The sequence below is a fragment of the Nonomuraea sp. H19 genome (assembly GCF_052068215.1).
GTDB lineage: Bacteria > Actinomycetota > Actinomycetes > Streptosporangiales > Streptosporangiaceae > Nonomuraea.
Genome location: NZ_JBQHCV010000015.1, coordinates 234,750 through 248,936 on the forward strand (window position 1 = coordinate 234,750; position 14,187 = coordinate 248,936).

The window sequence follows — 14,187 nt, forward strand, 5'->3', positions numbered from 1 at the left end:
GGCGGGTGAACGCCGTGGCATCCACCCGCACGGTGGCCGTTACACGCCTCCGGCCTGGCCTACTCGCCGGCGTTGTAGACAGCGATCTCGGTCAGCGTCGGGGTGTACACCTCGGTCGGTAGCTGCCCGGTGAGCGCCACCCGGAGCCGGGAGGTGGTGACGTCGCCGAAGCCGGTCACGGCCAGGTCGTGTCCGATGCCGTCGGCACGGCCGGCGAAGGTCACCCAGGCGCCGGTGCCGGCGTCCCATCGTTGCAGTTCGAACGTCTGGACCCGCGGGTTGGTGCCTGAGTCGGTGTACTCGTCCAGGTACACCTCGTCGAAAGTGGTGTCCGCGCCGAAGTCGATGTCGAGTGTGATCGGGTAGGCCGCGTCGTCGGCCGCCGCCCAGCGGGTCGCCGGGTCGCCGTCGGTCAGGTTCACCGCGCCGAGCGTGCCGCCCGCGCCAGGGTGGGTCGAGCTCGCGGTAGCCGGCTTGCCGAGGGCGAGGTTGACCCGGTCGTCGCCCGGCTCCTCCTCGATGGGGTCGTCGTCCACCGGGTTGCCGACCTTCTCGCCGATCCGGCTTTCCACCATGCCGATGTCCGGTGCGTCGCCGTAGTAGATGTGGGTGCCGAGGAAGTCCTCGGTGCCCAGGCGGGGGTTGTACCGGCCGGCGTCGATGAGCGGCGAGTCGTCGCGCAGCCTGAAGTGCGCCGCGGCCGTCCGGATCCGGTCCACGCCCGCCCCGGTGACGTACTTCGCCGGGTCGCCCACGAACCTCGGGTCGGCCCGCGGCCCGGCCGGGTCGGCCGGTTCCTGGCTGGAGTGGGTGCCGCTCGCCTCGTGGTAGTCGTTGTTCGCGAACACCGCGTGGCGCAGGGCGCCGGTCCGGCGATACCACGGCGTCGACTCCGCCGTGGAGCTGTTGTAGAAGATGTTGTTCAGGAAGTAGACCTTGCTCAGGAACGTCTCGTCGTGGAAGTAGTCGAGGTCCGCGCCGTCGTACACGAAGGTGTTGTTCACGAAGTAGGTCGGCGAGTAGTTCGTCGACAGCATGTTCTTCACGAGCACGCCGTTGTCGTTGACGCTCAGGTTGTAACGGGCGACCGAGTTGGAGCTGTTGCCCATGTACGACATCCAGCCCGCCGCGTTGTCGTGCGAGTAGTTGAACTGGTAGGTGACGTTGAAGTTCGTGTACTCCAGATCCCACGGGGTGCCGTCGAACTCGTTGTGCGGGCCGCCGTACACCTCGTTGAACTGCATGACCGAGTCGGCGCCCGCCCACAGATAGAGCGCGACGGACACCGAGTCATAACGCTCGAGGAAGCCGTTGACCTCGTTGTACTCGACCGTCATGTTCTTGGTGTTGGCCAGCTGGATCGCGCCCTGGCCGACGCTTTCCGCGTAGTTGTGGCCGATGTAGACGTCACGGCTGTACAGGTCGCGGGTACGCACCCAGAGCTGTTCCCAGCCCTCGTGGAACTTGCCGCTCTCGTCGTACTGGCCGGCGTCCGTTCCGTCGGCGGCGAACCAGTTGAACGCGAACTGCACGGCGTGCAGCTCGACCTTCATGAAGGTGTTGTTCTCGATCCGGACGTCCTTGAAGTAGTAGCCGCCGGTGCCGTACTCCTTGTAGCTGCGGCTGCCGAAGACCTGGAAGTTGACGCCGCCGTAGTGGATCCTCTGCCAGGTGCTCGGACCGTCGAGATCGTGGACGTACACGTCGGAGATGCGGAAGTGGTCCATGATGCTGTCCGCGCCGGCCGGCAGGAGGTCGGCGTTGATGGAGACCATGATGCCGTCGCGGACGTAGGACCCGGTGGTGATGTCGGTGGCGAAGTCGTCGTCGTTGGACAGTTCGACGTTGTTGATCTCGAAGTACTGCTGGTTGCGCAGCACGATGGCCCCGGTCAGGCCGACCGTGTCGGGGTTCTTCGTGCCGTCCGCCCGGAAGGGGCTCGGCACCTTGCCGTTCGTCGCGATGTACGGCCGGCGGGCGCGCGGGTCGCCGTACGCCGAGATGGTGATCGGCTTGCCCGCGCTGCCCGAGCCCTTCGGCCGCAGCTGCTCATCGTGCCACTGCTCCCCGGCCTTGAGCAGGATGCGGTCGCCGGGCCCGAACGTCGTCGCGTTCGCCTTGGCCAGGCTGCGCCAGGCGGTCCTCGGTGAGGTGCCGGCCGCGCTGTCGCGACCCTTCGTGGCGTCGATGAAGTAGTCCTTGCCGCCCGTCTGGTTCGGCGTGTTGCCCGGCAGGTCCGGCTTGGCGGCGGCGGTGGAGGCGGAGGTGCGGTCCGAGGCTGCGGCGGCGGGCGCGAGCGATCCCGCGAGAAGCGTGGCGAGCAGGGCGGTGAGGCCCATGCGCAGCGCCCGCGCCAAGGGGCGCCGGCGTGCCGGCGCGATGGGGGGTGCGGTCCCGACAGGTTTCACTGTTGTACATCCTCTGGGTTGATGGCCTCCACCGCCGCCGTGTCGACCTTGATGTCGCTGTGGTCCACTCGGCGCTGAAGGAACTGGTTGAACTTCTCCTCGATGAGCGACTGCCGGATCCGCCGGGAGTACTCGGCGAACGCCGCGTCCTCGTCGACGGTCTTGCCGTCGAGCTCGTAGTAGGTGATCTGGCCGGTGCCCGGGACCGGGGCGGAGATCTGGCCCGGTGCGAGCTCGCTGAGCACCGCCATGAGGTCCTGGTCGTGGGCGGCCGAGCCGCCGCCGTGGTGCGTGGCGGTCGTGAGCCTGGCGCCGGGCTCCCGGTCCGCGACCTCCGCCAGCCGGTCCGCCGCGGCCACCCGCCGCTGGAGGCCGGCCGCGTAGTCCGCGGAAGCGCCGTCGGGCACCGGCACCACGAGCTTCGCGTACGCGTACGTGGTCGCGTTGGCGCTCCAGGCGCCCCGGTCGGCGTCGAACGCCCGCCGGACGTCGGCGTCGGTGACCCGGAGCGGGTCGTCCGCCTTCTTGCCGAGCCGCTGCTTCAGGGCCGTGGTGAGCTCGGTGAGCCGGTGCGAGTAGTACTCCTCGGGTGAGAACTCCGCCAGGCCGTAGACGACCTCGCCCGCGGCGATGGCGCCGGCGCGCCGCTCGTTCTCGCCGGCCAGCTCGGCGAGGAAGTCCGCATGGCCGGCGGAGGCGATCAGCCCCTCCTCCTTGGCGAGGACGAGCGTGGTCTTGTCGCGCCGGATCTCGCCGAGCGCGCGGGCGGCGAGCCGCTGGAGCGCGGTCTCGTCGCCGGCCTTCGCGGTCCAGTCGATCGCGCCCTGGAGGCGGTACTGGTTGCGCAACTCGTTCTGGACCCGGGGCGCGAGCCGCCGCATGTGGAACAGCAGCTCGTCGCGGGTCACGGCGTACCCGTCGATGGAGGCGACCTCGTCGGTGCGCTGGGTGAGCACCACGCCGGTGACCACCAGCGCGGCCAGAGCGGTCACCATGCCGGCGAACAGGGCCACGGCCCGGCGCGACGGTCTGCTCACGGCGCCTTTTCTCATCGGGCCCTTCCGTATGGCGCGCTCCCGCACGGCGCCCTTCATGAGGTCGCCTCGATCGCGGCCACGCGGGCGACGACGGGGGTGTCCCGGGCCTGGGACACCTCGACCAGCACGGCGTCGACCTCGGCCGGCGGGAACGTCAGGATGCGCTGGTGGCCCACCGCGTTCGCCTCGGCGAGCAGCGTCCACCGGCCGTCCCGGCGGCCCCGGACGACGACGTGCTCGATGCGCTGCCCCTGCGTGATGTCCTCGCCCACGACGACCGCCTCGATCGGGTGAGGCCGGGCGAACGCGAGCGTCACACCGGGCAGGGGATCGGCGTCGTCCGGCCGCCACGGCGTACGCCCCCTGCCGGGCCACGCGGTCGCGACGTCGCCCGGGGACCCGGACGACACCGTCGCGGTCGCCTCGACGCGCCGCGCCCGGAAGTCCTCGATGCGCCGCCCGAGCTGCTCCAGCGCCGCCACGTCGGTGTCCCGCAGCCGCCCGTCACGGGCCGGCGGGACGTTGAGCAGGAAACAGGAGTTGCCGCCGACGGCGCGCAGATACATGCCGAACAGCTCGTCCGCGGAGCGGACCGCCGCGTCCTCGGCAGGGTGGTGGAACCAGCCGGGACGGATCGAGGTGTTCACCTCGGCCGGATACCAGACCAGGTCGTCCTCGTGCCCCGCCAGGGCGGCGCGGCTGCCGAGGTCGCGATCGTCGCTGCGGACGAGCCGGGCGAAGGCGCCGTCGTCCGCCTGCTGCGAGCGGTCCGCGATCCGCTCGGCGTCCTGCAGGGCCCGCGGGACCACGCTCCACTCGTCGGGGCGGGTGTCCCCGGCCTCGTTGCCGCACCAGCGGACGTCGGGTCCGCACACGCTGATGACCGCGTCCGGCTGCAGCTCGCGGACCACCGCGTAGTACCGCTCCCAGTCGTACACCTGGCGCTTGCCGTTCGGGCCCTCGCCGTTCGCGCCGTCCAGCCACACCGAGAACACCGGTCCGTACCGGGTGAGCAGCTCGGTGAGCTGGGCGACGTAGAAGTCGTCGTACGCGGTCCCGCTGCCGTACGACGCCTCGGTGCGGTCCCAGGGCGACAGGTAGATCCCGAACCGCAGGCCGTGCCGCCGGGCCGCGTCGGCGACCTCCGCGACCACGTCACCCCGGCCGCCGCGCCAGGGCGACGAGGCGACCGTGTACGTCGTGACGTCGCTCGGCCACAGGCAGAAGCCGTCGTGGTGCTTGCAGGTGAGGATCACACCGGTCATCCCGGCGCCCTTGAGCGCCCTGATCCACTGGTCGGCGTCGAGCCCAGCCGGGTCGAAGGCGGCCGGGTCGTCGTGCCCCTCGCCCCACTCCCGGTCCGTCATCGTGTTCATGCCGAAATGGAGGAACCCGTAGAACTCCATCTCCTGCCACGCGAGCTGGCGCGCGCTCGGCCGGACCGCGGCCAGCGTCCGCCCGGCCGGCGCGGGCCCGGTTACCGGCCCGGTCACCGGAACCGCCGGTTGTACGAGGCGAGCACGGTCAGCAGCCCGGCCAGCGCGGCGAGCATGATCGCGAGGCTGCCCCACCCGGCCGTCGCGCGGGCGGTGACGACGACGCCGACGCAGCCGGCCGCGACGAGCGTCCGAGCGGTGACGAGCAGCACGCTGCGCGTCGATTCCTTCATGACGGTTTCCTCTCCGGGAGGGCCGTGTGACCGGTCAGCCCTTCACGCCGCCGGACGCCATGCCTTCGATGAGCCGGCGCTGGATGAGCGCGTAGAAGATGAGGACGGGGACGATGACGATGACCATGCCGGCGTAGAGACGCCCGTAGTCGGCCGCCGCCTTCTGCGCGGTCATCAGGTTGAGCAGGCCCACCTGCAGCGTCTTGCCATCGCCGGGGAGCAGGGTGAGCGCGATGATGAAGTCGTTCCAGTAGGCCAGGAAGTTGAAAAGGATCACGGTGGTGAGCGCCGGTCGCGCCATCGGCAGCATGACCCTGGTCATGACCTGGAAGCGGGACGCCCCGTCCAGGGCCGCGGCCTCCTCGTAGTCGGCCGGGATCGACCGGAAGTACGCGGTGAGCAGATAGATGGTGAACGGGATGGACGTGGCCGCGTAGACGAGCGAGAGGACCGCGGGATTGTCGATGAAGAAGCCGCCGGGGAGCACGTCGACGAGCGCGCGGTCCCAGCCGACGAGCATGAGGAAGATCGGCACGACGATGTAGTTGACGTTGACGAACAACCCGGCCAGAAGCGCGACCTCCACCAGGCCACGGCCGCGGAACTCGTACCGGGCGATGACGTAGGCCGCCGGCACGGAGACCGCCACGACGAACACCAGCCCGAGCACCGTGACCAGCACAGAGGTCAGGAAGTACTGCCCCATGCGGGCGGTGACGAACGCGTCGACGTAGTTCTGGAGGTGGAGGCCCTCCGGCAGCACCCAAGGGCTGCCGTAGAACTCGCTCCGCTGTTTGAGCGAGGCGAGCAGCACCCAGGCGACCGGCACCGCGATGGCGAGCGCGATCGCGGTGACGAGGACGTAGGTCAGCGCCCGGCCGGTCCTCGGCCCTGGGGGTCTCGTGGTCATGGTGGCGGTCCTCAGAACTGGAGGGGCTCGCGCCGCGTCGCACGGCTCACCAGGAGCGACACGAGGAACGAGAACGCGAAGATGACGACGCCGATGGCCATGCCGTAGCCGTACGACGAGTTCGTGTACGCCTGCTTGTACATGTAACTCAGCAGAACTTCGGAGGAGCCGTCGGGCCCGCCGCCGGTCATCGCGCGGACGAGGACGAAGCTGAGGTTGACCGCGCTCATGACGAAGAACGTCAGCGTCGCGCGGAGGTTCTGCCAGATGAGCGGCAGCGTGATGGCGAAGAACTGCCGGCCGGCGGACGCGCCGTCGAGCGCGGAGGCCTCGTAGAGCTCCTCCGGAATGCTCGACATGCGGGACATGTAGAGAACCATGTAGTAGCCGAGTGACTGCCAGACCATCGCGATCGCGACGGACCAGAGCACCAGTTCCTGGTCGCCGAGCCAGACCTGCTGCAGGGCATCGAGCGACAGCAGCCGCAGCGTGCCGTTGAGCAAGCCGTTCTCCTGGTCCAGGACGGCGGAGAAGATCGCCGCGATCACGACCACGGACAGCACGCTCGGGATGTAGAGGATGAACCGGTAGAGTGCCCGTCCCCGCAGCCGTTGCCGGGTCAGGATCGCGGCGAGGAACAGGCCCATGCCCATCGTCACGACGGTCACGACGACCAGGAGCGCGACCGTGTTCTGGAACGCGCGGACGAACTGCGCGTCGTCGAGGAGCCGGGCGAAGTTGTCGAGCCCCGCGAAACGCATGTCCGGGGAGAAGCCGCTCCAGGTGTAGAAGGACATCCGGAACACGTTCACGGTCGGGACGACCATGAACACCGCGAAGAGCACGAGCGCGGGCAGGAGGCAGGCGAGCACGAACCCGCCGTTGCCGCGCCGGCGGGCCGCGGCCCGGGGACCGCCGGGCACGTCAGCCACCCGCCTGGCGCAGTTTCTCGCTGGCGTCGTTGAGCGCGGCCTGCCACTGGTCCTCGGTCTTGTCGCCGCTGATGATGCTGTTGGCGGTGTCGAAGAGCGTGGCCTTGATGTCGACGCCCGGGACGGGCGCGGTGCTCGCGAACCCGCCGACGAGCGCCTCGACGGACGGGTCGTCGTAGACCTTGTAGAACTCGGCGTTCTCCGCGGACAGGCTGCTCGTGATGCCCTTGATCGGCTGGATCGCGTTCGACGTGGCGAAGATCTTCGCCGCCTCGTCGGAGTAGAGGTAGGCGACGAAGTCCTTCGCCGCGTCCTTGTTCTTGGCGGCGCTGGGGATCCAGACCGACTCGACCGACGTCGTGATGTAGCGCTTGGCGCCCGAGGTGACCGCCGGCAGCGGCGTCAGACCCCACTCGAAGCCCTTGGCGCGCGGGGCGTCCGCCATCTCGCCGACGACCCAGGTCCCGTTCGGCATGAACAGGGCCTTGTTGTCGAGGATCGACTGCTGGTTCTTGGTGAAGTCCTGTTCGTTGGCGTACCCCACCGTGCTCGGCGCGGCGTACCGCAGCAGCTTGGTGGTGATGTCGAGCGCCTGCCGGGCCTGCGGCGTCTGCCAGACGCCCTGCTTGTACGTCATGACGTCGGTGTAGAACTGCTCGCCGCCGACGTCGGCGAGGAGCGCGAAGAAGTACGCGTCGAGGTATCCGGCGGTCGGGTAGGTGAACAGCGAGATCTTCTGCTTCTTGGCCGTGTCGCCGAGCGCGAACATCTCGTCCCAGGTGGCCGGAACCTTCCAGCCCTTCTCGGCGAACAGGTTCTTGTTGTGGAAGAGCCCGCTCGGCGCGTAGTACATCGGCATCGTGTACGTCTGGTCCGTGCCGTAGGGGTTGGTGTTGAGGTTTCCGACGATGCCCTCGATGAGCTTGTCCCCGACGGTCTTGTCCTCGCCCGGGACCTTCATCTTCAGCACGGGCGTGAGGTCCTCGAGGGCCTTGTCCTTGATGAGCGTCTCGGTGAGCGCGGCCTTGCGGCCCTGGCCGAGCACCACGACGTCGGGGAACCGCCCGGCCTTCATGTTCGGGGTGATCTCGTCCTCGATGCTCTTCGAGATCTGCAACTGCACGTCGACGCCGGGGTGCGAGGCCTTGTACGCCTGGATGACCTGGGTGTACATGTCCCGGCCGTAGCCGCCTTCGAGCGCGGCGACGCTCAGGGTCGTCTTGCCAGAGGTTGAGCCGTCCCCGTCGGCCGAGCAGCCGGTGAGCAGTCCGAGCACCGTGACCGCGGCGCTCGCGAGGATGAGTGATCTCCTCATGGTTCTGGGATCCTTCCCGTGGACATCTGCCCACCTGGGTGGGCCGGAGGAACGAGTCCGGGTCCGGCCGCGTCGGAGGCCACGACGCCGTGACGCCGCGCCACCGGCCGGGGATCTAGATCACTTGGCCGATTCCGGATGTTGTTACAGTGGCATCGATAACATGGAAGGCGCAAGAGGCACTTCACGAACAGCTGACCCGTGGCTCAGGAGGAACGCGGCGGCGCCGTGGAGGCCCGCACCGACAGCGACGCGGGAGCGACGGACTCGGCGCCGGCGTCGTCGCCCTGCAGCAGCACGGCGACGGCCGCCGCGCCGGAGCGGTAGAAGTCCTGCCGTACGGTGGTCAGCGGCGGGGAGCAGTAGGCCGCCAGGGCGATGTCGTCGACACTCACGATGGACACGTCGCCGGGCACCGACCGGCCGCCCTCGCGCAGGGCGCGGATCACCCCGAAGGCCATCTCGTCGCTGGCGGCGAAGACGGCGGTCACGTCCGGGATCAGCGCGAGGACCTGCCCCTGCCGGTATCCCGAGTCGGGCGACCAGTCTCCCTCCAACGGGGGCGGCGCCTGTATCCCGGCCGCGGCCAGGCACTCCTGCCAGCCCTGCCGCCGCTGGCGCGCCTCGATCCACTCGTCCGGGCCGGAGACGTGCCACACCTGGCGATGCCCGAGGTCGAGCAGGTGCTGCGTGGCGACGCGGCCTGCCTCCTGCTGGTCGATCCCGAGCACCCGGGCGCTCGCGGTGCGGGAGCCGTCGAGCGTGACGGTGGGGATGTCCCGGGTGATGTCCTCCATTTTCTGCGTCACGGAGATGAGCGGCACGGCGATGACGATGCCGTCCACGCCCTGGTCCGCGAGCTTGGACAGGGACCGCTCCATCAGGCCGGTGTCGAGCCCGGCGATGGTCGCGATGCTCACCGCGTATCCGGCCGCGCCCGCGGCCGCCTCGACGCCGGCGGTCACCGCCGAGCGCGAGTAGTAACCGCCGGACTGCAGCAGCACGAGTCCGATGGTGTGGCTGCGCCCGGAGGAGAGCACCCGGGCGGCGTTGTTGAAGCGGTAGCCGAGCTGCTCCACGGCGGCGAGCACGCGCTTCCTGGTCTCCGGGTTGACGTTCGGCGAGTCGCGGAGCGCGCGCGAGACGGTCTGCGCCGACACCCCCGCGGCCTTGGCCACGTCAGCCATGCTCGGCTGCCTCGTGGGCCGCTCTGTGGCTTTGGTCATGGCGCTCCTCTCTCGCCGGCAGGGCCGCCCCCGTCGTCGACTTGATCCTACCGTCTTTGTTACACATGGCATCGATAACATAGGCTTCCCCCTGTGATCGAGTTGCCCGCGCCGGATACCTCTCCGGCCCCGACGACCACGACCGATGCCGCCGGCGCCGCCACAAGCGCGCTGACCTGGCACGGACGCCGCCTCTACCGGCACGGCGTCCCCCATCGTCTCCTGTCCGGGGCGCTGCACTACTTCCGCGTCCACCCCGATCTCTGGCGGGACCGGATCCGCCGGCTCGCCGACCTCGGGCTCAACACGGTAGACACGTACGTCCCGTGGAACTTCCACCAGCCCCGCGAGGACGAGGCGCCGCGCTTCGACGGCTGGCGGGACGTCGAGCGGTTCATCCGCACGGCGGGGGAAGAGGGCCTCGACGTCGTCGTCCGGCCCGGCCCGTACATCTGCGCGGAGTGGTCGAACGGCGGCCTGCCGAGCTGGCTCACCGGCCGCGACGTCACGATCCGCAGCTCCGACCCCGCGTTCACCTCCGCGGTCGGCCGCTGGTTCGACGAGCTGGTCCCGCGCATCGCCGCGCTCCAGGCCGCCGAGGGCGGACCGGTCGTGGCGGTGCAGGTGGAGAACGAGTTCGGCAGCTTCGGCGACGACCATGCCTACCTGCGCTGGAATCGCGCGGCTCTGACCGCACGCGGCATCCGGGAGCTGCTGTTCACCGCTGACGGACCCACTGAGCTGATGCTGGACGGCGGCACCCTGCCCGGAACTCTGACGGCCGTCACCCTGGGCTCCAAGCCCGAGGCCGCCCGGCGGCTCCTCGCGGCGCGGCGACCGGACGAGCCGTTCGTCGTCGCCGAGTTCTGGAGCGGCTGGTTCGACCACTGGGGCGAGCGGCACCACGTCCGCGGGGTGGACAGCGCCGTGCGCGCACTCGACGGGATCATCGCCGACGGTGGCAGCGTGAGCATCTACATGGCTCACGGCGGCACCAACTTCGGGCTCTGGGCGGGCGCCAACGAGCACGAGGGCCGTTTGCAGCCGACCGTGACCAGCTACGACTCCGACGCGCCGGTCGCCGAGGACGGCACGCTCACCGCCAAGTTCTTCGCCATGCGCGAGGTGCTCGGGGCGCGCGGACCCGTACGGATGCCCGCGCGGATGCCGACGCTGCCGCCGGCGCGCGTCCCGCTCGTCCACCGCGCCGACCTGCTCGCCGGCCTCGGCGCCGTGCCGGCGCCCACCTCGACCGGCCCGCGCCCGGCCTCGTTCGAGCAGCTCGGGCTCGACGCCGGAATGGTCCTGCACACCGCGCACCCGCGCATCCCGGCGGGGGAGCACCGGCTCGTCCTCACCGACGTACGCGACCGGGCCCTGGTCTTCGGCGACGGCGCCGTCCTCGGCGTCGCCGACCCCGATCACCCGGAACTCCCGGTACGCGGAACCGGCGCCGTCGTACGCCTGGAGGTCCTGGTCGAGAACCTCGGCCGGGTGAACTACGGGCCGGGCATCGGCCGGCACAAGGGCCTGCTCGGCCCCGTCCTCGTCGACCGGCGGATCGTGCAGGGCTGGGACAGCACGCCGATCGCGCTGCAGGAGTGGTCCGCCGCGGAGCTGGCCCGCGCGGCCGCCGCCGGCCCCGCGACCACGCACGCCGGGTTCGCCGTCGCGACGATGCGCGTCGAGACGCCCGCGGACACCTTCCTCGCCCTGCCGGGATCGAGCCGCGGCCTCGTCTGGGTCAACGGCTTCCTGCTCGGCCGCTACTGGGAAATCGGGCCGCAGGTCACGCTGTACTGCCCGGCGCCGCTGCTGCGCGTGGGCGAGAACATCGTGACGGTCCTCGAGCTGGAACGGCTCGGCGGAATCCTGGAGCTGCGGGAGCGGCCCGAGCTGGGACCGCCGGAGGAGTACGTCGAGGAGTTCGGCTGACCGGCCCACGTGCTGTCGCGGCGGCAGCCGTGAGCCGTACTCCCGAGAAGGATCACGCCTTGGCCACAAATCGCCCAGGCTCTAGGCCGAGCGCGATTTCGCCCTCACAGTAGCGGCGAATCCGTCGTCATACGGAGGTGTGCGTGAAACGCGTCGCCGTCATTTTCGCCGCGACCATCCTGGCCGCGGCCACCCTGGTCACTCCAACCCAGGCCCAGCAGCGGGCTTCGGAAACCACGACAGAGTACGTCGTCCTCTACAAAGAGGGCGCCACCGGTGCGCGGCAGGCCATTGAGGCCGCGGGCGGAACGGTCATCAAGGAGAACACCGCCGTCGGCGTGGCCACGGTCACCACCACGAACGCCGACTTCGCGGCCGCGGCGCGGGGCAGTGCCGCGATCGAGGGGGTGGCGCACAACCGCTCCATCGGCACCGTGCCCAAGTCCGCCCGAGCCTCTGCCGGCGTCCGCAAGGCCATCGAAGCCAGAGCCGTCGAGAAAGAGGGTCGCGGCGCCCCGGCGAGCACCGGCCGCGGCACTCCGGCGCCGAACGCCGAGCCGCTGGCCGAGCTGCAGTGGGACATGAAGCAGATCCGCGCGACCGCCGACGGTGCCCACCGCTACCAGCAGGGCAGCAGGGAGGTCCTCGTCGGCGTCCTCGACACGGGCGTGGACGGCTCGCACCCCGACATCGCGCCGAACTTCAACGCCGCCCTGAGCCGCAACTTCACCGTCGACATCCCGGTCGACGCCGACGGCAACGAAGTCGACGGGCCGTGTGAGGCCGAGCCCGACCGATCATGCAACGACCCCGCTGACGTCGACGACAACGACCACGGCACGCACGTGGCATCGTCGATCGCCTCCCCGATCAACCGGCTCGGCATCGCGGGCGTCGCCCCGAAGGTCTCCATCGTGAACCTGCGCGCCGGCCAGGACTCGGGCTACTTCTTCCTGCAGCCGAGCGTGGACGCGCTGACCTACGCCGGCGACCACGGCGTCGACGTGGTGAACATGAGCTACTACATCGACCCGTGGCTGTTCAACTGCACGAACAACCCGGCCGACTCCGCCGCCGACCGGGCCGAGCAGGCCACGATCATCAAGGCCACCCAGCGCGCCCTGGACTACGCACACCGGCGCGGTGTGACCCTGGTGGCCGCGGCCGGCAACCAGGCGGCCGACTACACCAAGGAGTACACCGACACCACCAGCCCGGACTTCGCCAGCGTGCCCGGTGAGGTCCCGTACTCGCGAACGGTCCCGCCGAGCTGCCTCTCCATGCCGGCCGAGGGCCGGCACGTGATCAGCGTCTCGTCGCTGGGCATCAGCAAGCGCAAGTCCTACTTCTCCAGCTTCGGCAACGGCTACGTCGATGTCTCCGCCCCCGGCGGTGACGTCTACGACACCCCGGCCAACACCCGCGACGTGACGAAGGCGACGCTCTCGGCCTACCCCGAGTCGCTGGCCAAAGAGCGCGGCGAGCTGAACCCCGACGGCACGCCCAACGTCGACTACCTGGTCCGCGACTGCAACGGCGCCGTCTGCGGCTACTACCAGTACCTGCAGGGGACCTCGATGGCCTCGCCGCGCGCCGCAGGCGTGGCCGCGCTCATCGTCAGCAAGTCGGGGTACCGTGACCAGCGGCACGGCGGCAAGACGCTCGACCCGGCCATCGTGGAGGCGGCTCTCAAAGCGACCGCCACCAGGACCTCCTGCCCCAACCCGCCTGCCTTCACCTACACCAGGCACCTGCCCAACGGGACCACCGTGACCGCCACGCACGTCTGCGAGGGCGGCACGATCCGCAACGGCTTCTACGGCTTCGGCATCGTCGACGCCCTGCGCGCCGTCCGCTGACCCCTGCGGCTGGGGCTCGCCCGGCGAGCCCCAGCCGCCCCTTACCTCTGGCGGATCACACCCGTCCGCCCAGCGGCCCCGAGAGCCCGCGCCGGCCGATGGCACCCGGGTGCGCCCGGCGGGCAACCAGCCTGCCGTCTCCTCCGCCTGCGATCGGGCCCTTACGGGAGGAGTGACGCGAGCATTCGCTCTCCCGCCGCCCGCAGATGGGCGGTCATCGCGTCCGCCGCGGCCGGGCCGTCGCCCGCTATGACCGCTCGCACGATGGACTCGTGCTCGTCCCGCGTGAGCTCGGCGGCGCCTTCCCGGGCGTAGAAGATCCGGAAGGCGCGCGAACGGACGAACAACCGCTCCAGCGTTTCGGTCACGACCAGGTTCCCGGACATCTTGGCGAGCTTGCCGTGCAGCAGTTCGTCGGCCTTGGCGAGCAGGGCGAGGTCGCCGCCGGGCACGTCGACCTGCTGGCGCACAGCTGCGCCGCCAGAGCGTCGATCTTGACCCGGCTGCCATGCGGGATGTGCCCGCTGAGCAGCATTTCGCGCAGCACGTCGTACACGTCGTCGGCCAGCACCTGCCACCGGGGGAGCGCCGGTGCTGGCAGGCATCCTGCCCGGCGCCCACATCACCGGTGGGAAGGCGAACAGCATCCTGGACTACACGATCCGCATCGTGCCGAACGGCGGCACCAGCGCGGGCCTGGTCACCAACCTCGACGCACAGGTCGCCGCGATCCGGCCCCCCGCCCTGTACGGGCCGGCGTACACGCTGCCCGGAGAACTGGGCATCATCGCGGGGCGGCTGCGCGGCTACCTGACTTCCGCCGAGGGAACCCGAACCAACCACCTCGCCCCGCTCCTGGCCTGAATTCCCCGCCGGCTTGACCTGGCGCCGTGACC

The 14,187-nt window shown here is 70.3% G+C and carries 12 protein-coding genes; 3 read left to right on the forward strand and 9 right to left on the reverse strand.

What is annotated here, in order from left to right; translation table 11 throughout:
• Nucleotides 1–59: 59 nt before the first annotated feature.
• From ACTMTI_RS31540 to ACTMTI_RS31575, 8 genes are all read right to left on the reverse strand, one after another.
• Complete coding sequence (locus ACTMTI_RS31540; RefSeq protein WP_441124278.1) at nucleotides 60–2,408, reverse strand: discoidin domain-containing protein; 2,349 nt, start codon at nucleotides 2,406–2,408, stop codon at nucleotides 60–62.
• A complete protein-coding gene (locus ACTMTI_RS31545) occupies nucleotides 2,405–3,445 on the reverse strand; it encodes a hypothetical protein (RefSeq protein WP_441124279.1) in 1,041 nt (346 codons plus the stop codon). Before ACTMTI_RS31545 ends, ACTMTI_RS31540 begins: the two co-directional genes overlap by 4 nt.
• 53 nt (nucleotides 3,446–3,498) lie before the next feature.
• Nucleotides 3,499–4,938, reverse strand: coding sequence for an alpha-L-fucosidase (locus tag ACTMTI_RS31550; RefSeq protein WP_441124280.1), 1,440 nt, complete (start codon nucleotides 4,936–4,938; stop codon nucleotides 3,499–3,501).
• Nucleotides 4,935–5,114, reverse strand: coding sequence for a DUF6903 family protein (locus tag ACTMTI_RS31555; protein WP_441124281.1), 180 nt, complete (start codon nucleotides 5,112–5,114; stop codon nucleotides 4,935–4,937). Before ACTMTI_RS31555 ends, ACTMTI_RS31550 begins: the two co-directional genes overlap by 4 nt.
• A 34-nt stretch (nucleotides 5,115–5,148) precedes the next feature.
• Complete coding sequence (locus ACTMTI_RS31560) at nucleotides 5,149–6,024, reverse strand: carbohydrate ABC transporter permease (protein WP_441124282.1); 876 nt, start codon at nucleotides 6,022–6,024, stop codon at nucleotides 5,149–5,151.
• An 11-nt stretch (nucleotides 6,025–6,035) separates the two neighbouring features.
• Nucleotides 6,036–6,947 carry a carbohydrate ABC transporter permease gene (locus ACTMTI_RS31565; RefSeq protein ID WP_441124283.1) on the reverse strand — a complete coding sequence of 304 codons (912 nt, stop codon included), beginning with the start codon at nucleotides 6,945–6,947 and terminating at the stop codon, nucleotides 6,036–6,038.
• Between the two features lies 1 nt (nucleotide 6,948).
• Nucleotides 6,949–8,271: a carbohydrate ABC transporter substrate-binding protein gene (locus ACTMTI_RS31570; RefSeq protein ID WP_441124284.1), complete on the reverse strand. Its 1,323-nt coding sequence runs from the start codon at nucleotides 8,269–8,271 to the stop codon at nucleotides 6,949–6,951.
• Between the two features lie 206 nt (nucleotides 8,272–8,477).
• Entirely contained in the window at nucleotides 8,478–9,497 is a 1,020-nt protein-coding gene (locus ACTMTI_RS31575; protein ID WP_441124285.1) for a LacI family DNA-binding transcriptional regulator, read from the reverse strand.
• Between the two features lie 93 nt (nucleotides 9,498–9,590).
• Between ACTMTI_RS31575 and ACTMTI_RS31580 the strand changes: the two genes are divergently transcribed.
• Entirely contained in the window at nucleotides 9,591–11,432 is a 1,842-nt protein-coding gene (locus tag ACTMTI_RS31580; protein ID WP_441124286.1) for a glycoside hydrolase family 35 protein, read from the forward strand.
• 143 nt (nucleotides 11,433–11,575) lie between these two features.
• Nucleotides 11,576–13,291 (forward strand): S8 family peptidase, encoded by a 1,716-nt coding sequence (locus ACTMTI_RS31585; protein WP_441124287.1) that lies wholly within the window; start codon nucleotides 11,576–11,578, stop codon nucleotides 13,289–13,291.
• Nucleotides 13,292–13,452: 161 nt separating this feature from the next.
• Here ACTMTI_RS31585 and ACTMTI_RS31590 read toward each other — a convergent pair whose 3' ends face one another.
• Entirely contained in the window at nucleotides 13,453–13,938 is a 486-nt protein-coding gene (locus tag ACTMTI_RS31590; RefSeq protein ID WP_441124288.1) for an FCD domain-containing protein, read from the reverse strand.
• Between ACTMTI_RS31590 and ACTMTI_RS31595 the strand changes: the two genes are divergently transcribed.
• Complete coding sequence (locus ACTMTI_RS31595; RefSeq protein WP_441124305.1) at nucleotides 13,883–14,155, forward strand: hypothetical protein; 273 nt, start codon at nucleotides 13,883–13,885, stop codon at nucleotides 14,153–14,155. The genes ACTMTI_RS31590 and ACTMTI_RS31595 overlap by 56 nt on opposite strands.
• Nucleotides 14,156–14,187: the final 32 nt, after the last annotated feature.

Coding starts and splice junctions, on each gene's coding strand:
- ACTMTI_RS31560 (WP_441124282.1), bottom strand. CDS start 6,024: ATGACCACGAGACCCCCAGGGCCGAGGACCGGCCGGGCGCTGACCTAC.
- ACTMTI_RS31590 (WP_441124288.1), bottom strand. CDS start 13,938: ATGCTGTTCGCCTTCCCACCGGTGATGTGGGCGCCGGGCAGGATGCCT.
- ACTMTI_RS31575 (WP_441124285.1), bottom strand. CDS start 9,497: ATGACCAAAGCCACAGAGCGGCCCACGAGGCAGCCGAGCATGGCTGAC.
- ACTMTI_RS31570 (WP_441124284.1), bottom strand. CDS start 8,271: ATGAGGAGATCACTCATCCTCGCGAGCGCCGCGGTCACGGTGCTCGGA.
- ACTMTI_RS31555 (WP_441124281.1), bottom strand. CDS start 5,114: ATGAAGGAATCGACGCGCAGCGTGCTGCTCGTCACCGCTCGGACGCTC.